The sequence below is a fragment of the Gephyromycinifex aptenodytis genome (assembly GCF_012277275.1).
In the GTDB taxonomy this organism is placed as follows: Bacteria; Actinomycetota; Actinomycetes; order Actinomycetales; family Dermatophilaceae; genus Gephyromycinifex; species Gephyromycinifex aptenodytis.
The window spans coordinates 1,382,270-1,408,951 of the sequence record NZ_CP051155.1 but is presented as its reverse complement, the minus strand read 5'-3'; the positions used below and the strand labels follow the sequence as shown (position 1 = coordinate 1,408,951).

Here is a 26,682-nt window from a genome sequence, read left to right as displayed (position 1 = left end):
GAGCTCATGACACGCACGGGTCTGTACGCGAGGGGGGCGTTGGTAGGGATGACAGAAGCTGAGGTGTCGAGATGAAGGTGTATGTCGAGCTGCCGCAAAGCTTGGACGTGGCTGAATGGCGTCGGAGAAACGCGCGGGGGCTCGCTCCGGATGCAACTCCCTACGGACTGCATCGGTTGGCGGACTTGCAGACGACGGTTGTCTTTCGCCGGTCCTGGCCAGGACAGTTCACTCAACCACTGCGGGTGCTGAAGTCACGCAGCCACGGCTATGAGGTGCTTCCCGCCCTGGTGTCACGTTTGTCGCCGCTGCGTAGATCCGCCGACGTCGTCCTCACGATGGATGAACGCACCGGGCTACCCGCGGCCCTCCTGGGCGGGGGACCCCCGGTGGTGACCGGGGTGGCCTGGCTGACGTCGACCAGGGAAGCCTGGCCGGGGGCGAGCGCGCTCACCAAGCGCGCCCTAGCTCGGGTCGCAGGGGTGTTCACCGAGTGCCCTGCGATGGTCAATACCCTCGTGGAGGAAATGGGGGTGCCTCGGGAGAAGGTGTATTTCGTCCGGTTCGGAGTCGATGAGAAGTTCTTCAGCCCGCGTCCGTGGTCCGAAGCGATCCCTGGTCGTGTCTTCAGTGTCGGTGATGACCGTTTCCGTGATCACGACACCCTCGTGGCCGCGATGGTCGATCTGCAGTCCGCGCTGCCACATGCCACGCTCGAACTCGCTACCACCCTGCCGGTCCAGGTGCCGCAAGGACTCGGCATCGTCCACCGTCGGAGGATGGATGAGGCGGTGCGCGGCTGTTATAGCCGCGCCAGTGTCGTCGCAGTGGCGTTACATCCGACGCGGGTCGGTTCGGGGCTCAGCGTCATGACCGAGGCGATGGCCTCAGGACGCCCCGTCGTTGCGAGCGCGAATCCGGGGTTGAACGCGTACGTGGAGCACGGTGTGACGGGACTGCTCGTACCGCCGGGCGATACGCGGGCGTTCAGGGACGCGGTGGCCTCTCTCTTAGAAGACCCAGACCGGGCACGTGCCATGGGTCAGGCCGGGCAGCGTCGTGTGCATGAACAATTCACTAGCGCTGACTTTGCGGCTGATCTCAGGGGGGTTCTGCAAGACGTTGTCCATCGCACCCCGAGGGTAGCTACCGCTTAACGGTAGCCATCAGGATTCTGCGACTGCCAGCGCCAGGCATCTTGGCACATCTCCAGGAGGCCGCGCTGAGCCCGCCATCCGAGCTCTCGCTCTGCCTTGGTAACGAGCGCCAAGGAGCGTGCGACATCCCCAGGACGGCGTGCGGTGACGCGGTACGGGATCGGCCTGCCGCTGGCCGCTTCGAAGGCAGCCCGTAGTTCGAGCACGCTGGTGCCCCGGCCGGTGCCGAGGTTCCACACATCGAGAGAGCGGGGCATCGTCGTCAGCCTGTGAAGGGCCGCCACGTGGCCTTCAGCAAGGTCATCGACGTGAATAAAATCGCGAACCCCGGTGCCATCGGGGGTGTCATAGTCATCACCGAAAACGGACAAGTAGTCTCGCCTGCCGATAGCTACCTGGCTGATGTAGGGCAGGACGTTGTTAGGAACCCCGAGTGGGTCTTCGCCTATTGCTCCGCAGGGGTGCGCGCCGCCCGGATTGAAATAGCGCAGCAGGCCGATCCGCCACTGCGGGTGGGAGGCGGCGATATCGGTGAGAATCTGCTCTCCCATGACCTTCGTCCACCCGTACGGGTTCGTCGCAGAGGTCGGACTGTCCTCAGGCGTGGGCACAGGTGGGTTCATCCCGTACACGGTGGCTGAGGATGAGAACACCAGGCAGTAAACCCCGGCCTCCTGCATCGCGGCCAACAGCGACAACGTGCTGCGGAGATTGACTGAATAGTAGGAGCCTGGGTTCGTGACGCTCTCCCCGACGGCCTTCAACCCAGCGAAGTGGATAACAGCATCCGGCTTCGCGTTCCGCATGAGCGCCTTGGTGTCAGCAGTGTCGGTGAGGTCGATCTCTTCGACCTTGACTGGGCGCCCAGTGATGCGTCGCAACCGGTCCACTACGAGCGGTGAGGAGTTGCTGAAGTTGTCGGCGATGACAACGTCATCCCCGTGTTGGAGGAGCCGGACGACAGTGTGTGAACCGATGTAGCCGGCTCCTCCAGCAACCAGGACGCGCATGGCGCCAGTCTAGATCTGCCAGAGCGCAATTAAGGCCGGTTAGCCCGCCCGCAGCAGACGTACCGAGACCACCTGGCGGTAGGTGGGGGATGTCGCGCCCTGCGACCCGCGATAGAGCCCGTTGCGGCTTACGACGTAGTCCATACCCGGGTAGAAGGTGCCGGGGCGGTTCCCGCCCCGGTAAGAAGTGGGGTGCCACTGGTTGAGCACCTGCCGACCGTCTACCCACGCGCTCACCCATCCGCGGGAGGGGTCGGAGGACAGGTACGAGCGGACTCGAACTCGAACGGGTTTGCCGTCGGTCCACGTCGTCAGCGGGGCGACCCATTCGTAGTTGCGGTTTTTCCAGTCCTGGTTGGGGTGCCCGGAACCGCCGACCAGACGCACTTGTCCATGCCGAACCGAAAGCGACAGCGCGGGTGAGTGCCAAGCGCCGTTCTTGAAGGGGCCGTGCATCTGCCATAAGACATGCCAGTCGTCGTCGTCTTGACCGGCTTGCCCAAGCTCACCCGTGTAGATCGCTTCGTGGTCGACCGTCTGGCCCTCGCGGTACTGAACGATGGCATTGCCTGTGCCCCAGTGTGTCTCGGTGCGGCGAACCGAGTCTGGGGAGCGTGAGGCCGGGACGTCGTAGATCCACGTGTCATTTGCGCATACCGGGACGGAGGCCGCGCCCTGAACCTGGGCGTAGGGAGCGGTGAAGGGCGAGGAACAGTTCAGCGACGATGCTCGAACTGATTCGATCGATGCTGCTGCTGTTGCAGGGGCGCTTTGATTGGCGGCAGACATCGCGCACAGCGGGACGGCCGCCAGGAAGCCCGCAGCGGTCAACGTGGCAAGTTTGCGTCGAGACATGATTGGCGTCTTCCGTGGTAGGTGCCCTCTGCGGGACCGTGGCCCGGCCGAGGCGCCGCATGGCAGTGCGGCGGAACCCTCATCGGCCCGGCCGGTCGGCCCTATAGGCAGCGACGGTCAACGTTGTGCACAACGCCACACCTCAATTGCGGGCCTTGTTGTGCAGCGGGCTTGGTCGGCGCAGTGACTCTCAGTGCCCGGTTGCTTCAAGGACGCGTTGAACGACGATCTGCTCGTACTCAGGCGGCGTCTCGGACTGGCTGCCGCGATACAGGCCTATCCGGCTGGAGACCTGGTGTTGCCCGGGATAGAGCGTCCCCGGGGTGTATCCGTCCGGGGATCGCGGTCGCCACTGTTCCAGGACGCTTCGCCCGTCAACACTCGCACTGACCGAGCCTTTGCGTGGGTCGGAGGAGAGCACGACGACGATACGGACCCGATGGGTCTCCCCGTCTGAGATCGGGATGAGTGGTTTAGACCACTCGTGGTTGGCTTGCTTCCAGCTGTGGTTCGGGTGACCGGCCCCACCGGAGAGCCCGAGGCGGCCGTTTCGCACGTGGAGGGCCACGGGGGGCGGGCGCCACTGCCCATCCGTCGGGCCGTGCAACTGCCACAGAACGTGCCAGGCGTCGTCGCTGGCTCCGGATTCCCCGAGTCGCACGCTCAGTTCAACATCGTGAACGATGACGGACCCCTCGCGGCCCGTGACAGGCTCGCTGCCGTTACGCAGGAAGATCTCACTCCGGCGCATTCGCTGCGGATTCTCCAGCGCCGGGGCGATGAACACCCAGGCACCGCGCACGCAGATGGGCTGACTCGCCCCGTTCTCGGTGACGGTCTCGACCTCATCTTGGGTCTTGGTGCACTCCAGAGATAAGGGTGGCCTGGGCTCCGGATCCGGCGGTGGCGCCGGTGCTGCGCACCCGGCTAGGACCGCTGTGAACACGGTTGCGGTCGCTAACCGACCTGTGCGGGCACCCATTACGTGGCGGTCGCGGGCGGCGCGGTGAAACCAGGGCTCCTCAGGGGAGCCGGGGGCGAACCCTCCTGCAGCACAGACGGCGGACCATCACCGGCCGAATACCCGCAGCAGGACGTACGAGACCTACTGGAAGGCCTACTGTCACAGGTGCGGGGCATAGCCGCAGGCTACCGCCACGCGCGCTCAGGGACGTAAGTCGGCGACTATAGTCGGTGCCGTGAAGGTTCTATGGCTGTCGCCGTGGTTTCGGACGTTGTCCGTCGCATGGGCGAACGGACTTCGCTCAGATGGCCACGAGGTCGTCGTCGCTACCACGTCCCAGCATTTTGATGCGCCGGCACTCCACCCGGCCGACATCCTGTTCAGGGGTCCGTGGCGCTCGCGCCTCGGGATGGCGGAGTTGCGCGAGGCCCACTCCTACGTGCGCAGGTTCGCACCCGACGTGGTGGTCACCGAGATCACCCGAGACCCCCGCTTCTTGCTTCTCGCTCCAGCCGGGGTCCCCCTGGTCATCACCACCCACGACGCGCGGGCGCACGACGCGGCCAACCGAACCCCTCTTATGCGACGCCTTTCCGGCGGAGTGCTCGGTCGGCGCGCAGCCCTGGAGGTCTGCTTCAGTTCCCGGGTCAAGGACGAGCTCGGCCCGCGGCGCCACCCCGTCGAGGTTCTCCCGCTGACCAGTGAAATGCCCGAAGATGCGACCCCTGAGTTGGTCGGCCCCGCGGATCGACGTGACTTCTTCGTAGTCGGCCGGTTGTCGAGCTATAAGAATCTGCCGGTCATCCTTGAGGGCTACCGTCAGCATCAGCAGTCCACATCTTTCCGTGGCGACCGGCTGGTCGTTGTCGGAGGCGGCGATCCGGGTTGCCCAATCCCGTCGGACGTCGAGTGGGTCAAGGGGCGGTTCGCTTTCGCGGACTTAGCTCCGCGTCTGGCAGCCGGTAAGGCGTCCATCTGTCTGTATTCAGCCGGTTCGCAAAGCGGAGTCCAGGTGCTCGGAGCGCAATGTGGAGTCCGCACCCTGGTCAGCGAGGTGGGGGGCCTAGCCGAATATCTGCCGAAGGGGGAGGTGCCGCTTCCGCACCGGGACCCGGGGTGCTTGGCGCAGGCCCTCGACCTACTCGCAGACCCTGAGCGAGCTGCTGCCGATGGGCGACGCCACCGTGAGCTGTACCTATCGAGCTTCTCCAACAGTGTCACAGCGCGACGGTGGGCCCAGGCCTTGACCAGCGTGGTCGACGGTGCGAACGGTATGGGGCGCGGTAGGTGAATGGGTGAGGAACCGTTATGGTCTGGTTTGCCACCTGCCTAAGGGCGATCAGTAGCCGGTTCTCGATGTGTTTCCTGCGCCCCCTCCCTTGGGTGGATGAATGATTCGGATGGCGCGCTAGTGTCATCCGGCCGCAGCAGGACTTTTCAGCCTCATAAGGGGGAAGTGCGCGTGGCTAACGGCGGTGTCTTGGCGCGGGGCGTGATGACGGTCAGTGGCGCCCGCGCTCTGGGGCTGATTCTGTCCCTAGTCCAGGTGAAGATGGCGGTCACCTACCTCGGGCCCACCGGGTACGGGCTACTCATCACCGCGACACTTTTCGTCAACAGCTTCGGCGCGTGGACGGAGCTCGGTATGGGCAACGTGGTTGTCCGCAGAGTTTCCGGGCGAGGGATGGAGCTAGGTAGACAAGTAGGCCTGACTATGGCGGTCAGTCTGCTCACGGTCGTTCCGCTGGTAGCCGTGGCAAACATCGCAGGTGCGCTCATGTATGCCGACCAGCCGCCGGTCCGGTTAGGGATCGCCATCCTGTCGCTCGGGTTGGTCGCCAATTCGTGGGCCACCTGTTTCAACCCCGTCGCTCAGGTGCACAGCAGGTTCGGTCATTACGCGGCAGCAGATCTGGTGGGGCGGGTATCCAGCTTGATCGTGATCGGGCTAGCGATCATGCTCGATCTGGGTCTCATGTGGTTCTTCGTCGCCCAACTCATGGTGCCGTTGGGGCAGATGATTGCGATGACCCGACTCGGTCGATTGATCGGCGCCTTCCGCCCGGTCTGGCAGTGGGGTGAAATGCGTGCCCTCGTTCGTGAAACTCTGCCGATGACCTACATCGCTGCTGTCGGCGTCTTGTACTTCACCGTGGACGGCGTGATGCTCAGCAAGCTGTCGACGACCGAGCAGGTGGGGGCCTACGGCCTGGCCTATAAGACTGTGGGAACGTTCACCATCGTTTCCTCGAGTATCGCGTCGGTGCTTGCCGCACGGTTCGCATCAGATGCCGCGGCGAGCGGAGCTGCGTTCGCCGAAACGATCAAGAACGCGCTCAAAGCCGTGCTTTACTTCGCAGCGCCGCTCAGCGTATTGGTGTGGGGGCTGGCTCCGGACCTCATTACCTTTATCGGCTCCCGCGAGATGGTGAGCATTGCCTCCCGACCGCTCGGGATCGTCGCTCTTGGTGTGGCTATTGGAATGGTTACGGCGGTAATCTCGGCAGCCCTCATTGCGGATTATCAGCAGCGAACGTTGACCATCTTAAATACGATAAACCTGCTCATCAATATCACTGGGAACTTCATTCTGATTCCCCAGTACGGAGCCTCCGGGGCGGCAATGGCACTCATCGTGTCCGAGGTCAGCGGTCTCCTCGTTTGCATTGTGCTGATGACGCGTAAATATGGAGCATGTCTGCCAGCGGCGATGCTGCTGAAGCTCATCCCCGCTCTCGGGCTAAGTGCGATCACCGAGCACTTCGTGCAGGGAAACTGGGCCGTACGGATCATGGCCGTCGGCCTGGCCTATCTGGCGGGGCTCGTACTCTTCAGGGTCGTGCAGTGGTCCGAGGTTCGCTCTGTGCTGCGGCCCGGTCAGGGGCCCACAGGGGTGGAATGACGGCGCAGCCTGACTTACGTCAGTGCTGGGGTGAACGCCGCCAATCGGTTGCTAATCGAGATCAGCACGAGCCGCTCGGTCGTAGATCTCGACCAGGGCACGCGTGCGTTCGGGCTCCGTCCATAGACGCCTGCGCAGCACGTCGTGAATGTGACTACGTTGCTGCGGGCTGAGGACGGGTGCAGCCAGAGCCTGACGAACGCCGCGGGCGATTGAGTCGGGGTCGTGCGCCGTCAGGGTGAGCGCCTCAGGTAGTTCGCGGGCGAGCGCGCGCAGTGCAGGCAGGTCGACCGACACCACTCTCAGACCTGCGGCCAACGCCTCTTTGACCGCCACCGGCATCCCCTCGCGTTCGCTGGTGAGGAGACCGACCCGAGAGGCTTCCATTGCGGCTGGGATGTCGGACACGGCGTGGGTGTCCAGGCTGTCCAGTCCGGGGCAGTCGGGCACGAGCCGGACCGCCTCCTGGGCCAGGGAGAACCTTTTCACCGGTCGATGGCGACTGGCGAGGAAGAGCACACCCTGCCGCTCAGCGCTTTCTGCTGGAATCTGGGGTAGGCGCACCGCTTGCCCCAGCGCCCTTGCTCTACTACGCAAGGAGGCCGGGAGCTGGTTGACCATGGTGTCGTCCTGCACGATGATCGCGCGCGCCCGACTCGCGCCCAGCACTGACAAGAGGTACTGGATCCAGTATTTACTCAGGCGAGGTCGGAACCCGAAGGCGATATCCGAGCCGTGCATCGTGACGACCAGCGGGGTGTTTCCACACGCTAAAGCAGACACGAAGCCAGATGTCCCGTAGTGAGCATGGACAAGGTCGGCACCCTGTACCTGCGCTATCACCGCACGGAGTTGAGTCAGATAACCCCGCCAGCCCGGACGCTTCGGAGCGACGTTGACTTGAATCCCAGATTCGCGAAGCGCAGTCACTTCCTTGAGGACGACCACCCCCCGCACAGGGTCCTCGTCTGAGGGGAACATAGCGGTCGCGACTAGAACACGGGGGAGTCCCAAGCGCGCCGTCACCGGGAAAACACCTCATCCCGAACGCGAAGGTAATTCGCAATCATGGCGTCCTCTGTGTAGCGATCCAGAACTCGATCCCGGCCGGCTCGGCCGAGGGCGGACAAGCGCGAGGGTTCCGCGAGAAGGTCTCGTAACGTGGCGCTCCAGTTCTGGGGGGTATTCGGATCGACGAGCACGCCCGCACCTCCTTCCAGCATCTCGGGGACAGAGGCCACTGCGGAGGAAGCCACTGCAGCCCCAGCGGCCATCGCCTCGAGAATCGCCATGGGCTGAGCCTCGAAACGGCTGGTCATGCAGAAAAGGTCGGCCCCGGCCAGTACTTCGGGAACGTCGGAGCACCAGCCGCGCAGCCGGATTCGCTCCGACATGTGCTCAGGGATTGCAGCTTCGACGCAATCACGATCTGGGCCGTCGCCCCAGATATCTGCCACCCAGTCCAGGTCTTCGATCGCGGTGAGGGCTTCCACCAAGAGCGGCACCTGTTTCGTTTCGGTGAGCCGGCCAATCGAGACCAGGGTGGGGCGAGTCGGTGGCTGTGGATGGCGTGAGGCGAAGCGGTCGACATCGATTCCGTTCGGCACGATCCAGTAGCGACCACGGTCGAGCCGTTGGTGAGCCGCGTGTGCCTGTCGATGGGCCTCAGCCAGGTAGATCATCCCGTCCGCGACACGCATCAAAGCAGTGTCAGCAGGCCGGAAGACGCCACGTTCGGGAGCTGCCGCGTGGTGATTGGCCACCACCCATCGCCCGCGTCCGCTGTTCACTGCCCGCCAGGCAGCCCCGTATGCCAGCTCGATGCGAGTGGTGCCGGTCACCAGGAGGGTCTGGGCTCCAGCGTCACGGGTGACATTGCGGTAGGAGGCAACCTGCACTTCTACTGCCGGGTCTACATGCGCGCGCAGGTCGCCTTCCCCCTGTAATAGGCGCAGAACAACCCGCTTACCAGTGGCCGCCAGCCCGTTGACAAGAGCTACCCGCTGACGCTCTGCGCCCCCGAATGCCAGGGTGGGCGAGGTGACGATGAAGTCCGGAGCTGCTGCGGAGCGCAGCCGCCGCTTTGAGCGCTGTGTCAGATCCAGCGCAGCCGAGCCGATGGTGAACGCCCGCGCCGACAGCGCGCCGTGATGGTCACGCAAGTAGCGGATCCGGTTTTCTTGCAGCAGCTGCGCGCTGCGGGACGTGGCAGCGGTAGCGTCGTTGACAGTGCCACCCGCGGAGTGGATGATCCCAGGCTCGGCGACAGCGCACAGCCGGTACCCGCGTCGCCGCGCACGGCGGCTCCAATCGGCTTCCTCGCCGTAGAGGAAGTAGCGTTCGTCGAACTCCCCAACGGCGCGCCAGGCTTCACGCGAGATCAGCAGCCCGGCGCCTGTCAGGTACCCATCGACGTCAGCGGGCTGCTGGGCATACGACATAGATAGCGGAGCAAAACGACCCAACCGATCGTCCCAGCCCGCGTACGACACGAGGTGACGCAGTGCGGTGGGTTCCCGGTGGGCGTTGTCCCACGGGTGCCTCATGCCGAGTTCGAGCCAAGGCGCAGCTGCCGCCACTGTGGGATCTGTCAGCGCCGCACGGCAGCCCGAAAGGTCACCCACAAGTTCAGCGTCGGGATTGAGCAAGAGGAATGTCGGGGCTGTCGAAGCGCGGACCAGGCGGTTGACCGCCGCCGCGAAACCGATGTTGTCCGCGCAGAACGTCCACGATGCAGCAGGCCATGCCTGTGCCAGCTCCTGGACCTTCGGACTGCCTAGCGAGTGGTTGTCCCAGACGTAGATTCGGCTATCCGGTAGATGACGGTCCACGGACTGCAGACACCGCTCCAGCAGGTCGGCACGCCGGTAACTGACGATAAGGACGTCCGGGGAGTGAGCGGTCACCTCACGCCGGGAACTCGACGAGGGGGCGTCATTCATCGTGGAGGAATCTCCTTCTGTCGGAACAACCGACACGGCGGTGGTTGGAGTCGCGGCGAGGGAGCCGCATCTCAGGCCAGGTTCGGCTCCCTTCCTCAAAACGGTTGTGGCCGTGACAGCTTCGCGGTGTCCAAGACGATCCGAGGACATCATGCAGGACAGCTGTCCCAGTGTGTGCACCTGGCCGCACAAGATTCGGCCGCATGCCGGAAGAGATGGGGGCGCTCAGCGCAGCCCCCTATGCAGCCGGGCGCGGCCGCAGCGAAACGGGCGTCTGAGCATTGCTGCTCAGGCCGCGGCTACCTCGGGTGCGAAGCGAGGGCGGGTGCGCGATGGAGGACAGCCGCGGGTTCCATCGACGCCTGCTGGTAGATAGCATCACTCGGACTCACCCGCAGGTATGAAACGGCCAACACACGACCGAGACGGGTGGCCCTCGGGCCCGCAGCCAGGCGGCGGTACCGAAACGTCGGCAGGGAGGGGGACATCGATGAGCAACACTGTGCTGCGTCATCGCCTTCTTGCTGGGTTGATTTTCGTGGTGCTCGTGGGCTCCGCTCTGGTCTCGGTAGTGACCGACAGCCTGCTCCCGCTCATCCTCATCGCCGCACCAGTGGCCGCTGTGGTCCTCCTGGTTCACCCGCGGTGGGTCGTGGTCCTTCTCGTGGTCGTGTGGGCCGGCCCATTGGACCTGCGTCTGCTCGCCAGGTCGGTGGGTGGACTTCGAGTGACTGCAGGGCTGGTCTTGTTGGCACTGGGCCTGGCCTGGGTCGTCATGTCTCGTTTGCAGGGACGCGGTCCGCGTCAGGCAGCCCAGCCAGCATGGTTCGTCTTACCTTTAGTGCTGTTCGGTTTTGCTCTCGTCCTGGCTCTGGTCCGAGCGGCGCTGGCCGGTGATCCTCTGGGGTCTACGGTCAACACCGGCCTGGCGTGCGTTGCTGGGCTGTCGTACTTCATCGCGCGCGACGCCTACGCGCGCGATCCTGACGCCTTGGCCAGGGATCTCGTTGTGACCAGTGGGCTGTGTTCGTTCCTGGTGGTCTTGGGGGTCGCGACCGGTCTGGACGGCCTTTACGGTCCTGAGATCGGCTACGTGATTACGGGTGGGAACGTGTCGCAAACGGTCCGGATCGATCCGCCGCTCTTGCGGCTGCTCAGCATCACCTTGCTGATGATCGGCCCCGGCAGGGTGTTGGCCAGGGGCCGGTGGAGTTGGCTGCGCTGGCCCTTGATCGTGGCGATGGTCCTCACCGAGGTGCTCAGTCTGACCCGCAGCACGTGGCTCCCTCTCATCATCGCCACGATCCTCATCCCGGTCATGGCCACGAGACGATCACGCTGGTCGCTGCTCGCTAGGAACGTCGCGGTTGCCGTGCTGATCCTCATGCTGGCTCTGAGCCTGGCGTTGTCCGGCCTTGCCGGAGAGCAGGGGCGGCTGGCGGCCGAACGCCTGATGAGTGTCGCTGACACCGAAGTCGTCGTTGACGACAGTTACCAGGACAGGGCCCGGGAGAATGTTCAAGCCTTGGCACGTATCCGAGAGCATCCCATCGCAGGCATCGGCCTGCCCCGTCCCTACGGCGCCTACGTGAGCATGCCGGATCCGATCGCGGACAGTGGACAGCTCTACGACCAGCGGCGTTTCATCCACCAGAGCTACCTCGGGCTGTGGATGTGGATGGGGCTGCCAGGCGTGGTCGCGTTGCTGGTGTTGCTGGCAACCATCGCCAGGACCACCGCAGTCGTCTTCAGTGAGCGCACGCGCGCTCGGGCTGCGCCGGTCGCGGCCCTCGCGGGGCTCTTCGCGCTCGCGGTAAGTTCCACGTTCCAGACGAACCTGATTTATCCCCCGGCGCATCTCGCTCTGGGTTTGGGTTTGGCCTACGTGGAGACCTGGGTGTTCGGTGCGCGTGCGCTGCACACGCATTCGGATGCGGATCAGAGCCAGTCGGCCATTGAGCTGCCGGTCGGGACTGTTCGCGGTTCAAGTCACGGCAGTCGCGGTCTCTGAGGGAGACTGACATGCGTCAACGAAAGTGGAGGGCCAGCGATGAGTTTCGATGATCTAAGACGGATGGTCGTTCGGGGTTGGGCGCTGATGGGGCTCTGCACCCTCATCGGTGCCGTGGTCGGCTTTCTGGGCTATTCGGTGGCGCCTGCCCACTACCGGAGTTCTGCGCGTACGTCCGTGGTCGCAGCATCGACTGAGGGGCGGGTGGAGGCGCTATACCAGGTGACCCAGGCGATCCGAGTAACGATGCCCCAGTACCTGTCGCTAGCCAGGAGCGCGGACGTGGCGCAGGAAGCGTCGAAGGCCAGTGGCCTCTCGCCGGAGGAGATCGGGGCACTTGAGACCACGACGAGCCCGGATTCGACTGTCATCCAATGGTCTATGCAAGGCCAGGATCCCCAGCAGGTCCAGAAGGCGCTGGCCGCCTCCGTCGACGCCTTCGCCAAAGCGGTTGAGGTGCAGTCACCGCGAACAGACGGAAATCCTGTCGTCGGAGTCAACGTGGACGCCCCTGCCTCCCTCGGTGAACGTGATTCCCTTCTGTCTCCGATCACGGCAGGGCTGCTGGGTGCCGCTATGGGATTCCTGGCAGCATCGCTGATCGTGCTTTTGAAGGAACGCACCGGGGCCCGCGCCTTCGACGCCGAGGACGTCGAAGCCTCACTGCGGACTGCTGTGCTTGGTCACCTGCCGCAAGATGCGGCGCAGCGTCGCATCACCTGGGAGTACGTCGGAGCTTTCGTCGACAGGCGCAGCGCTCCGGGCTGCGCACTACTGGTCGGGGTGAGCAAACGGCCGACGAGCGAAGACGTCGACATGCTCGCGGCACAGTTCACTCCCGAGCTTGAGGGAGAAGGTGGTGCTGTCGCTGCCGCTCGTCTCGACGACGACGACCTTGCTCGTCAGGCAGCCTCCGCCCGCGCGGTGGTGCTGATGGTCCCGCGTGGCCAGGACGACTTGGAAAACCTACGTCGGCAGACGCACAGCCTTCAGGCGGTCTGTCCCGGGCCGGTATGTGCGGTCCTCGATGACCGATGACATCCCGGGCGCCGGCGACTCACCCTAGAGCCAATACGGATTCGATAGTGGAGGCTGGCGGGCAAAAGCCAGCCGCGCGGATCTTGTCAAGGTTGAGGGCACTGTGCACAGGTCGCGGCGCCATGTCCTTCCCCAGGCCGTATTCCTGGGTAGACACGCGCCGGACGTCATCCGGGGACGCCCCAACGACCCGGAACACCTCTGCGGCAATGTCGGCCCAACTGAGCACAGGACCAGAACTCGTGAGGTTGTAGGTGCCGTATGGGCAGCGAACCGCAAGTAAGTGGCAGATGCCTGCTGCGATGTCCTGAGTGAAGCTCAACCGGCCGAACTGATCAGCCACGACGCTCGGCGCCACACCCTTCTTCGCCAGCTGGGCCATTGTCGAGACGAAGTTGCGGCCCTGTCCCACGACCCAGCTCGTGCGCACGATGTAGTGCTGTTCCCAGGTGGCCACGAGCGCATCGCCGGCTGCCTTGGTCTGCCCGTACACGCCGAGGGGAGAAAAGGGTTCGTCTTCCATATGTTCATCCAGCGTCCCGTCGAAAACGTAGTCCGAGGAGATGTGGACCAACGGGATCTGGCGTTCTCGTGCGATGCGGACAAGGTTGGCGACCCCACTCACATTCGACGCCCACGCCTGTCGGCGGCCGTCCGGTGTCTCGGCCGCATCCACTGCCGTATAGGCGGCGGCATTGATGATCGCGTCCACGCCTGTCCAGTCGATCTGCGCGAGCGTCTCCGGCTGAGCGAGGTCGGCTTGCTCGCGGGTGAGCGCCACGGCATCGGGCAGCGCATTCGACAGCGCTTTCCCGAGTTGGCCCCCAGCGCCCAGGATGGCCGGGCGCGCAGGCTGCACCGGTCGCGCGTTGCTCAGTAGCGGGTGCTGTCGGTCAGCATCCGAAACCACCGCCTCAGTGAGCGGAATCGGCCAGTCGATACCAAGCGCGGGGTCCGCAAGCTGGACGAAGGTGTAGCGCTCTTTGGCTTCAGGGCTCCAATGATCGTTGACCAGGTAGCTGTAGGCCGTACCCGCTTCCAGGGTCTGGTAGGCGTTGCCGACTCCGCGGGGAACGAACACGGCCGTCTCGGGTCCCAGCGTGAGGGTGACGACTCGGCCGTGGGTGGCACCCGCGCGCAGATCGACCCACGCCGCGAACACACGGCCGGTGGCGACGGACACGAGTTTGTCCCAGGGCTCGGCATGGATCCCCCTCGTGACACCGGTCTGCTCGTTGAACGAGATGTTCTGTTGCACCGGTCCGAAGTCCGGCAACCCCAACGCGGTCATCTTTGCTCGCTGCCAGTTCTCCTTGAACCAGCCCCGTGAGTCGCCGTGCACCGGCAGATCGATGACGACAAGTCCGGGAATGTTCGTCGTGCGCACAGCGAGGTCGCTCACAGTAGGTCCTTACCTGTGGGGGCAGTCGATGGATGACAAAGAGGGCTTACTGACGTGCGGCGGCATACGTGGCCTCGGTGGCAGCCTTGTGGGGGCGCCACCACGCTTCGTTAGCCTCGTACCACTCGATGGTGCGCATCAGTCCAGAACGGAAGTCCGCATAGCGCGGTTGCCAACCCAGTTCGCTGCGGAGCCGGGAAGCGTCGATCGCATACCGTAGGTCGTGACCTGCCCGGTCAGTGACGTGCTCGTACGCATCCCGCTCTCGCCCCATCAGCTCCAGGATGAGCTCGATGACATCCTTATTGGACTGCTCGCCGTCGGCCCCGATCAGGTAGGTCTCCCCGATGGTGCCAGCCTCGATAATCCGCAGCACCGCCGCATTGTGGTCGTCCACATGAATCCAGTCGCGCACGTTGAGTCCCTGGCCGTACAGCTTGGGACGCTGGCCATCGAGGATGTTGGTGATCTGACGTGGAATGAACTTCTCGACGTGTTGATACGGCCCGTAGTTGTTGGAGCAGTTGCTCAAGGTGGCGCGAACGCCGAAGGAGCGAACCCACGCTCGCACAAGCAGATCTGAGCCGGCCTTGGTCGAGGAGTACGGGCTCGAGGGGTTGTACGGGGTGGCCTCTGTGAACCGTTCAGGATCGTCCAGCTCAAGGTCGCCGTAGACCTCATCGGTGGAGATGTGGTGGAAGCGCTTCTCGTGCCGACGAACCGCCTCGAGAAGGCAGTAGGTGCCGATGAGATTGGTGCGGATGAACGGCGAGGGGTCGCGTAGCGAGTTGTCATTGTGTGATTCGGCGGCGAAGTGGACGACGGTGTCATGCGCCCCGACGAGTTCGTCCACCAGATCAGCGTCGGCCACGTCCGCCTGGACCAGGGCCACCCGGTTCGGCGGCAGTCCCTCCAGGGTGCGCCGGTCCCCGGCGTAGGTGAGCTTGTCCAGCACAGTGACGGAGTCGTCTGAGACCTCCAGCACCTGGCGGACGAAGTTTGAGCCGATGAATCCGGCACCGCCGGTCACGAGCAGTCTCGACATGCCGTCATCGTACGGCGACTATTCGCCTTCTCTGATCCGCGGCTCCCCTTTGTTACGAACGGAGCCCGCAATGCGACAGACTGGCGCTATGCGAGGCATCATCCTGGCCGGAGGCACCGGCTCGCGGCTGCATCCCATCACCAAGGGCATCAGCAAGCAGCTTGTGCCGGTCTACGACAAGCCGATGATCTACTACCCCCTTTCGACGCTCATCCTGGCGGGCATCCGCGAGGTCCTTGTCATCACCACACCCCACGAGGCAGAAGGCTTCGCCCGTTTACTCGGCGATGGGTCGCAGTTCGGCATCGACATCGTCTACGCCGAGCAGGCCAGCCCAGACGGACTGGCGCAAGCCTTCACGATCGGCGCCGACTTCATCGGCGTTGACGAAGTGTGTCTCGTCCTGGGCGACAACGTGTTCTACGGGCCAGGCCTGGGCACGCAACTGGCGCGGGTGCGGGGGCTGAACGGGGGAGTGGTGTTTGCGTACTGGGTGGCGGAGCCCAGCGCCTACGGCGTCGTGGAGTTCGACCACGACGGAGTGGTCCTGGGGATCGAGGAGAAACCCGCACACCCGCGGTCCAATTACGCAGTCCCGGGGTTGTATTTCTACGACAACGATGTGGTCGAGATCGCGCGTTCGCTAGCACCGTCCGCGCGGGGCGAATACGAGATCACCGACGTCAACCGGACCTATCTCGCGCAGGATCGGCTACGCGTCGAGGTTCTGCCACGCGGTACGGCTTGGCTGGACACGGGCACCTTCGACGCGCTGAACGACGCCGGGAACTTCGTGCGGACGATTCAGGCGCGGCAAGGACTACAGGTCGGCTGCCCCGAAGAGGCAGCTTGGCGGATGGGCTTCCTCGATGATGCAGGGCTGGCCGAGCGCGCAGATGCGCTGGCCAAGTCCGGGTACGGCGCGTATCTGCATGCGCTCTTGGCTGCGGGCAGACAGGCTCAGCCGCGCTAGGTGGGGGCGGCATGTGCCGGTCACGGCCTCGCGGTCGGCGCTCAGCTCCGGGTGCTAGTTGGAGGGGCCGCGCAAGGTGGGCTTCTCAGCAAGCCCGGTCAGGCCGTTCCAAGCCAGGTTGACCAGGTGTGCTGCCACATCGGCCTTTTTGAACTTGGGGGAGTCCAGCCACCATTGGCCGGTGAGTGCCACCATTCCGACCAGCATCTGGGCGTAGATGGGGGCGGTCTTGGGGTCCAGCCCACGGATCTTGAACTCCGCGCCCAGCAGGTGCTCGACCTGGCTGGCCACATCACTGATGAGGGAGGCGAACGAGCCCGTGGATTGGCCGGTCGGCGAGTCGCGCACGAGGATGCGAAAGCCCTCAGGTGAAGTTTCGATGTAGTCCAGGAGCGCTAGGGCTGCTTGCTCGAGCAGAAGCCGAGCATGGATGCGTTCGCTGAGTGCGCCGGTGATGGCGTCGAGTAGAGCCTGGATCTCGCGGTCCACGACGACCGCGTACATCCCTTCCTTGCCCCCGAAGTGTTCGTAGACAACGGGCTTGGAGACTCCGGCCTTGGCCGCGATCTCCTCCACTGTCGTTCCCTCATAGCCCTTGTCGGCGAACAGACGACGCGAGACCCCCAGCAGTTGCTCTCTGCGCTGCTTACCCGTCATGCGGGAACGGCCGCCGCCGGTGGACGCCTTCGATGTCATAGCTCCATCTTGCCGTGTCTCCACCGGGGTCCGCCCGCTGCGAATGCGAGGCGGCACCAGCGCGGTGCGGCCAGCGCTGATCGCGTGGTTGCTGGCGCACGGCGGGGCGGGGATGGGGGCAGCCCATGGCCGGTGCCTTTTCACTCTGGCAGTCCACTATCCTGGACACAACGGTCCTCGCCCCCACCCGGGGTAGGTCCACGTTCCCCGGTTGGTCTGCTGGTAGGGCCCGCCTGACTTTGAATCAGGACAAGCGACGTAGGTTCGATTCCTACCCGGGGAGCTGCTTTGCCTCCGCGATCTCGCGGGAGGCCCGCCCGCCCGCGGGTAGCATGCGGGGTGTCCTATGAGCCGCTGCCGGCTCCTGGCCACCTCTTGCTCACCAAATCGGGGGTTCTCGCGTGACCGACTCACGTCCCGCTGCTGTCATCGTCCTCGCCGCAGGCGCAGGAACAAGGATGAAGTCCAGCCTCGCCAAGGTTTTGCACCCGATTGCCGGGCGCAGCCTCCTGGGGCATGCGCTGGTCGCAGCGCGCGAATGCGGGCCGGCTCACCTGGTCGTGGTCGTCCGCCACCAACGAGACGCTGTGGCGGCGCATATCGAACAATTCTTCCCCGGCGCGCTCGTTGCCGATCAGGATGAAATCCCCGGCACGGGGCGGGCTGCCGAGTGTGGTCTGGCGGCGCTACCAGCCGACTTCGAGGGCACGGTCCTGGTCACCTCGGGCGATGTCCCGATGCTGGCCGGTTCGACCCTCCGAGCGATCCTGGCCGAACATGAAGCCTCAGGTAACGGGGCGACCGTCATGACGGCGGTGGTGCAGGACGCCACCGGGTACGGCCGCATCTTGCGCGATGAGACCGGCGCGGTTCTCGGCATCGTGGAGCAGAAAGACGCCACAGAGGAACAGCGCGCCATCCGCGAGATCAACTCCGGGATCTACGCCTTCGACGCGTCGCTGCTACGGGCCGCCCTGAGCCAGGTCAGCACCGAGAACGCGCAACGAGAGAAATACCTCACCGACGTTCTCGCCATCGCACGCACCCAGGGCCGGCGGGTGGCGGCCTACGTCTGCGACGACCTATGGCAGACCAATGGCGTCAATGATCGAGTGCAACTGGCTCGGATGGGTGCCGAGATGAATCGCCGGATCATCGAATCGTGGATGCGCGCCGGGGTGAGTGTGCTCGACCCGGCCACGACTTGGATCGACGCCGACGTGAGCATCGGTCAGGACACCACCGTGCTCCCGGGCACCCAGATTCTCGGCGCATCCACCATCGGTGCGAACGCCATCATCGGGCCTGATGTCACCCTCGGTGATGTGGAGGTGGGGGCCGGGGCCCGAGTGGTTCGCACCCAGGCTCAATTGGCTGTCATCGGCGAAGGGGCAAGCGTGGGGCCGTTCGTGCACCTTCGGCCCGGCGCCCAGGTGGGCGCAGAGGCGCAGGTGTCGGCGTTCGTCGACGTTCAGGGCGCTAGGATCGACGCAGGCGCGTGCGTGAGCGCTCTCACCACGCTCACCGGTCAGCCCGGACAGAGCAGCACAGACAGCTCCGACATGATGGGTCAGGCATGACAAGCATTAAGCGTGCGTCCGAGAAGAACCTCATGATCCTCTCGGGGCGCGCACATCCTGCGCTCGCCGAAGAGGTGGCGCAGTGCCTGGGAATCGACCTGGTGCCGACAACGGCCTATGAGTTCGCCAACAGCGAGATCTACGTTCGGTTCGAGGAGAGCGTTCGCGGCTCCGACGCCTACGTGGTGCAGAGCCACACCGCTCCGATCAACGAATGGATCATGGAGCACCTCATCATGGTCGACGCGCTTAAACGCGCCTCGGCCAAGCGGATCACCGTGGTTCTGCCGTTCTACGGGTATGCCCGACAGGACAAGAAGCACCGCGGCCGTGAGCCCATCTCGGCCCGACTCATGGCAGACCTGTTCAAGGCTGCCGGTGCGGATCGCCTCATCTGCGTCGACTTGCACACCGCCCAGATCCAAGGGTTCTTCGACGGGCCCGTGGACCACCTGCAGGCATTGCCGATCCTTTCGGATTACGTGGCCTCTAAGTACGGGGATGAGAACCTCGCGGTCGTCTCTCCCGACGCGGGCCGCATCAAGGTGGCCGAACAGTGGAGCAAGCGCCTGGATGACGCGCCGCTGGCTTTCATCCACAAGACGCGCGACATCAACCGTCCGAACCAGAGCAAGGCCAACCGCGTCGTCGGCGACGTCGAGGGGCACACCTGCATCCTGGTCGACGACATGATCGACTCCGGCGGCACGATCGTCCAGGCTGCCGATGCGCTGATGGAGGCCGGCGCGACCAGTGTCGTCATCGCCGCAACGCACCCGATCTTCAGCGGCCCCGCCGTGCAGCGCCTACAGGAGTGCGTCGCACGCGAGGTCATCGTCACCAACACGCTGCCGATCCCGCAGACCGCCCGGTTCGAGGGCCTGACCGTACTGTCGATCGCGCCGCTGATCAGTCAGGCCATTCACGAAGTCTTCGAAGACGGTTCGGTCACGAGCCTGTTCGACCCCGCGTTCTGAGGACCTGGGTCGAACCCGGCTACTGGCGCTCGATTCGGCGCAGCCACCCCACGCGGGTAGACTATTCCGGTTGCCTCGGCGAGGGCCGCGACACTGGCGTATAGCAGTGTTGCGAGCTGTGATCGACGCGGTGGCACCTGGTATCTCGGGTGCGCGCCGTCTGTGTTGCGCCCCACGCCTAGGCCACTGCTGAGGTTTCACCCGGAGGGCGATATCGCCCCGCACCCGTCAAGGAGTTCGCTGTGAGCGACAACCCCGTCATCGCCGCCACCCGGCGCACCGAGTTCGGTAAGGGCGCAGCCCGCCGTATCCGCCGCGCCGACAACATCCCAGCCGTTCTATACGGATCAGGCACCGACCCGGTTCACCTGACCCTGCCTGGTCACGCGACCATGCTGGCCGTCAAGGTCCAGAACGCCCTGCTCGACCTCGACATCGAGGGCACCCAGCAGCTCGCCCTGGTCAAGGACGTGCAGCGCGACCCGATCAAGCCGGTAATCGAGCACATCGACCTCGTCGTCGTGCGTCGCGGCCAGAAGGTCACGGTCGACATCGCCGTCACCGTTGTCGGTGAGGCTGCTTTGGAGACCGTCGTCACCCTGGAGAACTCCTCGCTGCAGGTCGAGGCCGACGCCACGAAGATTCCGGAAGGTATCGAGGTCTGCGTCGACGGCGTCGAGGCCGGAACTCAGATCCTGGCCGGCCAGGTCAAGCTGCCCAGCGGTGTGACCTTGGTCAGCGACGAGGAGCTCCTCGTCGTGAACGTCACCCAGGCCATCTCGGCAGAGGCCCTTGAGGCCGAGTTGGCCGAGGCCGAGGCCGAGGTCGGCATCGAGAAGGACGAGTCTGACGAGGAACGCGCCGAGGGCGCTGACTCCGAGGACGAGGAGAAGAAGGAGTCCTCCGAGGACGCTGAGTAAGCCTGCGGGTGTTGCGGGCTGACCGAGGTCGCCGCAGCTGCCCATCATGAACTCTCGTTCGGCCCCGTCTTGGTTACCAAGACGGGGCCGAACGTCGTTCAGGTCTCGAGTGTGCCTCTCGCGCAGAGCAACCCGCTGCGGCCATTAACAGGTTGGGCCTCGGTGTGGTCGCCAGGTGGGCAAGCGTCCTGGACGGCCGTTCCATAACTTAGGTAACCTTAAGTAACATCATTCGTCTGCTGACGGAGGCCGGGGGGCTTCTGAAGATACGTTCGCAGGCGCCCTTGTACTGGGAGGAATCCGTGACGGTCCTCAACCCGCACCGCACAAAAACGCACACCCCTAAGACGCGATTGGGCACGCGACGCAGTGAACCCCGCCACCGACTCGAGTTGCCGCCGGTGGCCGATCCGCTGGCGCCTCGGCTCCATGTACCGCCCCGTGAGGGTGAACGTGTTGCGCCGTGGAACCGTCGCTACCTGCGGCGGATGGTGGCGCTGGACGCGCTCAGCGGGCTCGTCGCCGCGCTCAGCGCGGCGGTGCTCAAGTTCCAATTTGACCTGAAGTTCGGCTACGACCTGATGACGCTGGCCTTCCCACTGCTGTGGGTGCTGGCGCTTTCGCTGGGCGGCGCCTATGAACGACGCAACCTGGGGCAACCCGGTGGCGAGGAGTATCGCGGGGTGGGCCGCGGATCCGTGTTGATGCTGGCCTTGCTGGCGATCATCGCCTTGACCCTGTCCGCGCAACTGTCCCGGATCTTTGTCGGCACGGGGATCCTGCTGGCGGCCATCGGCAGTTTGCTCGTGCGCAAGACCTTGCGCACCTGGGTTGCTCGGCGTCGTCGGCAAGGACTGATGGCGCAGCGTGTTGTCGTGGTGGGCCGGGTGGACGCCGCAGCCGGGGTGATCCGCAGTATCAAGGACGACATCGATCAAGGACTGGTGCCGGTGGCGGTGTGTGCCTCCGGACTGGACGGCCCGTGGAGCCAGGCACCCAGTATCGAGGGGGTGCCGATGGCCGGCGAACCCGGGGATGCCGTCGCGGTCGTCGACCTCATGGAGGCCGAGGCCGTCATCGTCGCCTCACACCCGGATCTGTCCGGGCATGCTCTGCGCCGCTTGGCCTGGGCCCTTGATGAGCGTCAGGTCGATCTGCTCGTCAGCCCCGGCCTGCTCGACGTGGCCGGCCCTCGAATGTCCATCCGACCCTCGACGAACCTGGCTCTCCTTCACATCGAACGGCCGGCCTCCACGCGCCGAGCTGTACTGCTGAAGACTGCGATGGACCGGGTAGCGGCTGTGCTGTTGCTGCTGGGGCTCTCTCCGGTCTTCTTCGTTGTTGCCGTCGCTATCTGGCTCGACGACCGCGGCCCGGTCTTCTACCGGCAGCGGCGGGTCGGTGTCCGTGGTGAGTTCTTCGATATGTACAAGTTCCGTTCGATGCGCCAGGGCGCCGACAAGATGCTCGCCGACCTCATTGCCCGCAACGAGGGCAATGAAGTGCTCTTCAAGATGAAGAACGACCCGCGCATCACCCGAGTCGGCGCCTTCCTGCGGCGCTACTCGATCGATGAACTCCCGCAGCTGCTGAACGTACTGCGCGGTGAAATGTCCCTTGTGGGTCCGCGGCCGCCGTTGGCGCGGGAAGTGGAGGAGTATGAGCCCGACGCGATTCGTCGGTTGCATGCGGTGCCCGGGATGACGGGTTTATGGCAAGTAAGCGGCCGTAGCGATTTGTCCTGGGATGAGTCCCTACGCTTGGACTTGAGGTACGTCGACAACTGGTCACCAATGCTGGATCTGTGGATTCTGGTGCGCACGGTGCGTGCGGTGCTCGGGCGTTCCGGGGCGTACTGAGGCCGCGTCGAAGTCTCGTAAGCTGACGTCATGGAGTCTTGGCTGGTCGTAGGGCTCGGCAATCCTGGGCCGGGTTATCGCGGCAATCGCCACAATGTCGGCGCAATGGTCGTTGACGAGTTGTGCCGCCGCCATGGCGGCCAACTTGCACGGCACAAGAGCCGTGCGTCGGTGGCCACCGTGCGCCTCGGGGTAGGCCCCGGCGGGGCCCCCGGACCGAGAGCGATCCTGGCGGTTCCCTCGTCATTCATGAACGAGTCCGGCGGCCCGGTGGCTGGGCTGCTTTCCTACTACTCCCTGGAACCGCAACATCTGATCGTGCTGCACGACGAGTTGGATGTCCCCTTCGACACTGTGCGTCTCAAACGCGGCGGGGGCGAAGGAGGGCACAACGGACTGCGTTCGATCAGCGCCAGTCTTGGGACCCGCGACTATTACCGAGTGCGGGTGGGCGTCGGACGCCCCCCAGGTCGGATGGACGCGGCTGCCTTCGTTTTAAAGGACTTTTCGGCAACTGAACGAAAGGTTCTGCCAATGTTCATTGACACAGCGGCAGATGCAGTAGAAGCGCTGGTCGAGGTGGGTTTGACTAGTGCTCAGCAGCGCTTCCATGCCCCTGCGCAGGCCTAGACGCACCCCTTCTGGAGGCTCCTATATTTAGGGCAGGCTCCACTGCTGTGACAGAATCGAAACGCAGGCATCCCGAATCGCGTTGAGCGACATAGGGATTGCGCTGGCGCGGGTCGAGGGGGTTTCGCGCCGGGCTGCATACCAAGCGTCGTCTGAGTTGTTCACGATGCGTCCGGGCGCCCCAGGTGCCTGAGTTCGGGTATCGACGGGGCGGGTTCACGGTCGTCGGAAGGCGGAGAATGTCAGCGGATGAGAAGGTCGAGCTTCGGAGCCGACGCCACGAGCGACCCCGTGCCACCGAGCGCGTCAAGGTCGCCTCCAGCGACATCCCGTTCGCCCCTTCGCTGGGGGGAGCTCAGGCTGTGGCCCGTCGGTCCCGCTCGGAAGATTGGGCGCAGGCCTACCTCGCCCGTGTTCTCGGATGGGATGTCTTCGTCGGGGTGTTGGGTGCGGTTCTGGCCTCGGTACTTCGCTTCGGGGACGGCCTTACCCCCGGATATGTACTACTCAGCGCCGCCATCCCAGTCACCTGGGTCCTTGCGCTGGCAATGTCGAACGCTTATGAACGGCGCTACCTCGGCGTCTCCGTAGAGGAGTATCGCGCGGTAGGCCGGGCAGTGGTCGGCGTACTCGCCGCACTGGCAATCGCCGCCTTCGTCGCGAACGTGCTGCTGGCCCGAACCTACGTGGGAATCTTGCTGCCGCTGCTGCTCCTGGGAGGTCTGCTGGTGCGGCGCTTCATGCGCCGGTGGCTGATGGCGCGGCGCTCCCAGGGTCTCCTCATGCAGCGAACCATCGTCGTTGGACGCGCGGACGCCGCCGCTGCGCTGATTCGCAGCATCTCAGCCGAACCGCTGCAAGGCCTGCAGCCCGTCGCCGTCTGCGCCTCAGGGCTGGATGGCGACTGGGAAGCCACCGGCAGCATCGAAGGTGTGCCGGTGATGGGCCGCCCGCGGGACGCGGTGGCTGCCGCCGACCTGTATGACGCCGAATGCGTCGCTGTCGCCTCCCACCCCGACCTTGCGGGCAAGGCCCTGCGCCGGTTGGCCTGGGCTTTGGAAGAGCGCGGTATGGACCTCATCGTCTCTCCCGGGCTGCTGGACGTGGCAGGCCCCCGGCTCTCGATCCGGCCTTCCTCCAACCTCTCGCTGCTACACATCGAGCGCCCCGCAGCGGCTCGGCGTGCGGTATTCCTGAAACAGGCGATGGACCGAAGCCTGGCCTTTGTGCTGCTCCTCCTGCTTTCTCCGATCCTCATTGCGGTGGCGATCGCCATCAAGGTCACCGACCGGGGCCCGGTGTTCTTCCGTCAACAACGCGTCGGGGTGGGCGGAGAACTGTTCTCGATCTTCAAATTCCGCACGATGGTCGTTGACGCCGAAGAACGTCTGGCGGCGTTGGCACGCAAGAACGAGGGCAACGGCGTGCTGTTCAAGCTGCAGGACGACCCGCGGGTGACGCGCGTCGGCAAGATCCTGCGCCGCTACTCGATCGACGAGTTGCCGCAGTTGCTCAACGTGCTCATCGGTGACATGTCTCTGGTGGGGCCGCGGCCACCGCTGGCCCGCGAGGTCGAGCAGTACGAGCCGGATGCGTTGCGCCGGCTTCACGTACGCCCCGGAATGACCGGACTGTGGCAGGTCAGTGGGCGTAGCGATCTGTCCTGGGAAGAATCTCTGCGGCTCGACCTGCGCTATGTGGACAACTGGTCACCGATCGGGGATCTGCACATTCTGTTCCGGACGTTCCGAGCCGTCACCGGGGGATCCGGCGCGTACTGAGCTCGCGTCCTCGGCGCCCCCGGAGAGGCTGGGTCGGCACGCTGACACCAGCGACGCTCTCCGGGGTCGCCGGTTACGAGGTCGGCGCTGCCAGAACCCCCAGTGAGGCAGTGAACAGGAAGAGCATCGACTCGGCCTCGCTGCAGTTACGGGCGGCCAGACAGGTGTCGATCCGATCCACGACTGCCTCCGTCTGCACATAGGTCTGCGGTGCCCGCGACGCCAACTCACGCAATCTGCGCCCGGCCCGCTCGTCTTGCAGCAAGAACGAGGCATCCACTCGGAACGCGGCTTTGGCGAACCCGAGCTCGGTAAGCCCCGGACGCTGCTGCGCCAGCGTGCGGATGAGGTCACGAAGGGGTGTCTTGCCTTCAGCGACGCTGACGAAGGAAACCGGGTCGCGGCTCAACGCCCACTCGACGACCGGCGTGGCCAGGTACGCCGGTCGAAGCTCGACGCCCTCCTCAGACCAAGCGTGGTCGCCTTGAACTGTCAGCAGGTAGGAGGCCAGCAGACCACTGAGGTCGTGCCGGCGACGCTCCTGGACCGTGACCGGTGTGGGGGCGCTATCGCGTAGCCGTTCTACCTGCTGCCACAGTTGCGGGGAAATCAGATCAGCGACGGGGGAGATGACATCACTGCGCCGTGCGCCGGTGTGGGCCGACAGTGCGATGATGGTGCGCCAGTAAGCGCGCGCCCACCGCGGGCCGCGTTCGGCGCCGAACTCGGGTGGGCCGAAATCACTCCACGGCAGCGAAGAGACTGGGCCCAGCGCGCCGGCGCGGGCCGCCATGATCCGCGCAGAGTCATAACCGCCGAAGAGCTCATCGGCACCTTCGCCAGAGATCACCGAACGGATGCCCTGGCTGCGCGCGAAGCGCGCCAAGGACATCATGCCGACGGGGCCGAGGCGCACCAGTGGCATCTTGCGGGTCTGGACGTACTCCTCAAGCAAGGTGACCGCGGCCACGGCATCGAGTTGGTGCTGCTGTAGGTCCATCTCGACCGTCTCGGCAACCTGCCGTTGACGATCGCGGACCACCTCATCGCCCTCCAGGTAGAGGCCGAGCCCGCCGCGCGCCCCACCATCGCGGGCCAGTGCCCCAAGCAGGGTCGAGTCGACACCGCCGGAAAGCAGACAGGTGACCGGTGTGGTGGAACGCAACCGGATTCGGACCGAGGCGCGCAAGCGGCCCAAAAGGTCGGCCAGCTCATCCGGTGTGGGCGGCCGCGCGTCCGCAGCGTCACTGCTGGCGGCGCTCTCCAGGAGGGCTGGGCTCCACCAGAGGCTGCGGGTGGTCAACGAACCATCCTCGATAACGAGGAATTCGCCCGCTTGGCACTGCTGTACACCGCGCAGCGGCGTCAGATCGGCGACCGGGGCCCACTCGGTCAGGATTGAGGCCAACCCGGCGGGGTCCAATTCTTGCTCAGGCTGACTCGGCGCGGTGTCGGTGCGGGCCAGCGCCGACCAAGCATCGAGGTTGGAAGCGAACACCCAACCCGAGGCACCGCGCCCGTAGTACAGCGGCGCGATGCCGAAGCGGTCCCGGACGGCAATCGTGCGGCCGTCGGGAAGCGCGACCACAGCGGCGAATTGGCCGTCGATCAGATGCAACGCTTCCAGCCCGTGATCCCGCACCGCAAGGTAGACCGCCTGGATTTCCGATGCGTCGGGACGGGCGATCAGATCGAGCAGATCCTGCAGGTTGTAAATCTCGCCGTTGAAGACGGCGGCTCCGCCGTCCTCGTCCACATAAGGCTGACTCGAAGCGCCTTCCTCCCAGTGCGTCAAACGTGAGGACACGGCGACCAGGCGGTCGCTGGTGTACTGCGCTGTGACATCCGGACCGCGGCGCGCGAGCGCAACGGCGACCTGGGGGTCGGGGTCCGGTGAGAGGTGCGGACGGTCATGAACGAGGACGGCGAACCCACACATG

At 65.0% G+C, this 26,682-nt stretch carries 21 protein-coding genes and 1 tRNA gene; 13 read left to right on the top strand and 9 right to left on the bottom strand.

Annotation, left to right across the window (positions count from 1 at the left end; translation table 11 throughout):
- Positions 1–71: 71 nt before the first annotated feature.
- On the top strand, positions 72–1,157 hold the full coding sequence (locus tag G9V96_RS06060; protein ID WP_168582235.1) for a glycosyltransferase family 4 protein: 1,086 nt from the start codon (positions 72–74) through the stop codon (positions 1,155–1,157).
- Here G9V96_RS06060 and galE read toward each other — a convergent pair.
- The 3 genes from galE to G9V96_RS06045 all read right to left on the bottom strand — a co-directional run bounded on the left by galE (position 1,154) and on the right by G9V96_RS06045 (position 3,968).
- Positions 1,154–2,167 (bottom strand): UDP-glucose 4-epimerase GalE, encoded by a 1,014-nt coding sequence (gene galE, locus G9V96_RS06055; RefSeq protein ID WP_168582234.1) that lies wholly within the window; start codon positions 2,165–2,167, stop codon positions 1,154–1,156. The two genes, G9V96_RS06060 and galE, sit on opposite strands and share 4 nt — an antisense overlap.
- Positions 2,168–2,206: 39 nt before the next feature.
- Positions 2,207–3,022, bottom strand: a complete 816-nt coding sequence (locus G9V96_RS06050; RefSeq protein WP_168582233.1) for a heparin lyase I family protein — start codon at positions 3,020–3,022, stop codon at positions 2,207–2,209.
- Between the two features lie 190 nt (positions 3,023–3,212).
- The gene (locus tag G9V96_RS06045) at positions 3,213–3,968 is read right to left on the bottom strand and encodes a heparin lyase I family protein (protein WP_168582232.1); all 756 of its coding nucleotides are present in this window, start codon (positions 3,966–3,968) and stop codon (positions 3,213–3,215) included.
- A gap of 253 nt (positions 3,969–4,221) precedes the next feature.
- Between G9V96_RS06045 and G9V96_RS06040 the strand changes: the two genes are divergently transcribed.
- On the top strand, positions 4,222–5,277 hold the full coding sequence (locus G9V96_RS06040) for a glycosyltransferase family 4 protein (protein WP_168582231.1): 1,056 nt from the start codon (positions 4,222–4,224) through the stop codon (positions 5,275–5,277).
- 96 nt (positions 5,278–5,373) lie between these two features.
- Complete coding sequence (locus G9V96_RS06035) at positions 5,374–6,888, top strand: oligosaccharide flippase family protein (protein WP_168582230.1); 1,515 nt, start codon at positions 5,374–5,376, stop codon at positions 6,886–6,888.
- 51 nt (positions 6,889–6,939) lie between these two features.
- On the opposite strand, the gene G9V96_RS06030 is transcribed toward G9V96_RS06035, so the two are convergent.
- Together G9V96_RS06030 and G9V96_RS06025 are read right to left on the bottom strand one after the other, a co-directional pair.
- Positions 6,940–7,869, bottom strand: a complete 930-nt coding sequence (locus G9V96_RS06030) for a glycosyltransferase (protein ID WP_168582229.1) — start codon at positions 7,867–7,869, stop codon at positions 6,940–6,942.
- 41 nt (positions 7,870–7,910) lie between these two features.
- A complete protein-coding gene (locus G9V96_RS06025) occupies positions 7,911–9,830 on the bottom strand; it encodes a glycosyltransferase (protein WP_168582228.1) in 1,920 nt (639 codons plus the stop codon).
- 490 nt (positions 9,831–10,320) lie between these two features.
- On the opposite strand from G9V96_RS06025, the gene G9V96_RS06020 reads away from it, so the two are divergent.
- The gene (locus G9V96_RS06020; protein WP_168582227.1) at positions 10,321–11,841 is read left to right on the top strand and encodes an O-antigen ligase family protein; all 1,521 of its coding nucleotides are present in this window, start codon (positions 10,321–10,323) and stop codon (positions 11,839–11,841) included.
- Between the two features lie 39 nt (positions 11,842–11,880).
- Positions 11,881–12,879 carry a YveK family protein gene (locus G9V96_RS06015; protein ID WP_168582226.1) on the top strand — a complete coding sequence of 333 codons (999 nt, stop codon included), beginning with the start codon at positions 11,881–11,883 and terminating at the stop codon, positions 12,877–12,879.
- A 19-nt stretch (positions 12,880–12,898) separates the two neighbouring features.
- Here G9V96_RS06015 and G9V96_RS06010 read toward each other — a convergent pair whose 3' ends face one another.
- Complete coding sequence (locus G9V96_RS06010; RefSeq protein WP_168582225.1) at positions 12,899–14,281, bottom strand: sugar nucleotide-binding protein; 1,383 nt, start codon at positions 14,279–14,281, stop codon at positions 12,899–12,901.
- 46 nt (positions 14,282–14,327) lie between these two features.
- Positions 14,328–15,326, bottom strand: a complete 999-nt coding sequence (rfbB, locus tag G9V96_RS06005) for a dTDP-glucose 4,6-dehydratase (RefSeq protein WP_168582224.1) — start codon at positions 15,324–15,326, stop codon at positions 14,328–14,330.
- Positions 15,327–15,414: 88 nt separating this feature from the next.
- On the opposite strand from rfbB, the gene rfbA reads away from it, so the two are divergent.
- The gene (rfbA, locus tag G9V96_RS06000; RefSeq protein WP_168582223.1) at positions 15,415–16,299 is read left to right on the top strand and encodes a glucose-1-phosphate thymidylyltransferase RfbA; all 885 of its coding nucleotides are present in this window, start codon (positions 15,415–15,417) and stop codon (positions 16,297–16,299) included.
- Between the two features lie 54 nt (positions 16,300–16,353).
- Here the strand turns inward: rfbA and G9V96_RS05995 are convergent, their stop codons facing one another.
- On the bottom strand, positions 16,354–16,995 hold the full coding sequence (locus G9V96_RS05995) for a TetR family transcriptional regulator (RefSeq protein WP_168582222.1): 642 nt from the start codon (positions 16,993–16,995) through the stop codon (positions 16,354–16,356).
- Between the two features lie 204 nt (positions 16,996–17,199).
- Between G9V96_RS05995 and G9V96_RS05990 the strand changes: the two genes are divergently transcribed.
- The 7 genes from G9V96_RS05990 to G9V96_RS05960 all read left to right on the top strand — a co-directional run bounded on the left by G9V96_RS05990 (position 17,200) and on the right by G9V96_RS05960 (position 24,742).
- Positions 17,200–17,278, top strand: a tRNA-Gln gene (locus tag G9V96_RS05990).
- A gap of 118 nt (positions 17,279–17,396) precedes the next feature.
- On the top strand, positions 17,397–18,575 hold the full coding sequence (locus G9V96_RS05985) for a bifunctional UDP-N-acetylglucosamine diphosphorylase/glucosamine-1-phosphate N-acetyltransferase GlmU (RefSeq protein WP_168582221.1): 1,179 nt from the start codon (positions 17,397–17,399) through the stop codon (positions 18,573–18,575).
- Positions 18,572–19,552 (top strand): ribose-phosphate diphosphokinase, encoded by a 981-nt coding sequence (locus G9V96_RS05980; protein ID WP_168582220.1) that lies wholly within the window; start codon positions 18,572–18,574, stop codon positions 19,550–19,552. The genes G9V96_RS05985 and G9V96_RS05980 overlap by 4 nt, the downstream gene beginning before the upstream one ends.
- A gap of 242 nt (positions 19,553–19,794) precedes the next feature.
- Positions 19,795–20,472 (top strand): 50S ribosomal protein L25/general stress protein Ctc, encoded by a 678-nt coding sequence (locus tag G9V96_RS05975; RefSeq protein ID WP_168582219.1) that lies wholly within the window; start codon positions 19,795–19,797, stop codon positions 20,470–20,472.
- A 302-nt stretch (positions 20,473–20,774) separates the two neighbouring features.
- Entirely contained in the window at positions 20,775–22,331 is a 1,557-nt protein-coding gene (locus G9V96_RS05970; RefSeq protein ID WP_226913515.1) for a sugar transferase, read from the top strand.
- A 30-nt stretch (positions 22,332–22,361) separates the two neighbouring features.
- Positions 22,362–22,961: an aminoacyl-tRNA hydrolase gene (pth, locus tag G9V96_RS05965; RefSeq protein WP_168582218.1), complete on the top strand. Its 600-nt coding sequence runs from the start codon at positions 22,362–22,364 to the stop codon at positions 22,959–22,961.
- Positions 22,962–23,200: 239 nt separating this feature from the next.
- Positions 23,201–24,742: a sugar transferase gene (locus G9V96_RS05960; RefSeq protein ID WP_168582217.1), complete on the top strand. Its 1,542-nt coding sequence runs from the start codon at positions 23,201–23,203 to the stop codon at positions 24,740–24,742.
- 73 nt (positions 24,743–24,815) lie between these two features.
- Here G9V96_RS05960 and G9V96_RS05955 read toward each other — a convergent pair whose 3' ends face one another.
- Positions 24,816–26,681, bottom strand: a complete 1,866-nt coding sequence (locus tag G9V96_RS05955) for an asparagine synthetase B family protein (RefSeq protein WP_168582216.1) — start codon at positions 26,679–26,681, stop codon at positions 24,816–24,818.
- Position 26,682 lies beyond the last annotated feature (1 nt).

What these genes read in the sequence shown, in the direction of transcription:
- galE (WP_168582234.1), bottom strand. Translation starts at nt 2,167, where the DNA reads ATGCGCGTCCTGGTTGCTGGAGGAGCCGGCTACATCGGTTCACACACT.
- G9V96_RS05980 (WP_168582220.1), top strand. Translation starts at nt 18,572, where the DNA reads ATGACAAGCATTAAGCGTGCGTCCGAGAAGAACCTCATGATCCTCTCG.
- G9V96_RS06015 (WP_168582226.1), top strand. Translation starts at nt 11,881, where the DNA reads ATGAGTTTCGATGATCTAAGACGGATGGTCGTTCGGGGTTGGGCGCTG.
- rfbB (WP_168582224.1), bottom strand. Translation starts at nt 15,326, where the DNA reads ATGTCGAGACTGCTCGTGACCGGCGGTGCCGGATTCATCGGCTCAAAC.
- rfbA (WP_168582223.1), top strand. Translation starts at nt 15,415, where the DNA reads ATGCGAGGCATCATCCTGGCCGGAGGCACCGGCTCGCGGCTGCATCCC.
- G9V96_RS06035 (WP_168582230.1), top strand. Translation starts at nt 5,374, where the DNA reads ATGAATGATTCGGATGGCGCGCTAGTGTCATCCGGCCGCAGCAGGACT.
- G9V96_RS05995 (WP_168582222.1), bottom strand. Translation starts at nt 16,995, where the DNA reads ATGACATCGAAGGCGTCCACCGGCGGCGGCCGTTCCCGCATGACGGGT.
- G9V96_RS06020 (WP_168582227.1), top strand. Translation starts at nt 10,321, where the DNA reads ATGAGCAACACTGTGCTGCGTCATCGCCTTCTTGCTGGGTTGATTTTC.
- G9V96_RS06030 (WP_168582229.1), bottom strand. Translation starts at nt 7,869, where the DNA reads ATGTTCCCCTCAGACGAGGACCCTGTGCGGGGGGTGGTCGTCCTCAAG.
- G9V96_RS05960 (WP_168582217.1), top strand. Translation starts at nt 23,201, where the DNA reads ATGTCAGCGGATGAGAAGGTCGAGCTTCGGAGCCGACGCCACGAGCGA.
- G9V96_RS06050 (WP_168582233.1), bottom strand. Translation starts at nt 3,022, where the DNA reads ATGTCTCGACGCAAACTTGCCACGTTGACCGCTGCGGGCTTCCTGGCG.
- G9V96_RS06025 (WP_168582228.1), bottom strand. Translation starts at nt 9,830, where the DNA reads ATGAATGACGCCCCCTCGTCGAGTTCCCGGCGTGAGGTGACCGCTCAC.
- G9V96_RS05955 (WP_168582216.1), bottom strand. Translation starts at nt 26,681, where the DNA reads ATGTGTGGGTTCGCCGTCCTCGTTCATGACCGTCCGCACCTCTCACCG.
- G9V96_RS06060 (WP_168582235.1), top strand. Translation starts at nt 72, where the DNA reads ATGAAGGTGTATGTCGAGCTGCCGCAAAGCTTGGACGTGGCTGAATGG.
- pth (WP_168582218.1), top strand. Translation starts at nt 22,362, where the DNA reads ATGGAGTCTTGGCTGGTCGTAGGGCTCGGCAATCCTGGGCCGGGTTAT.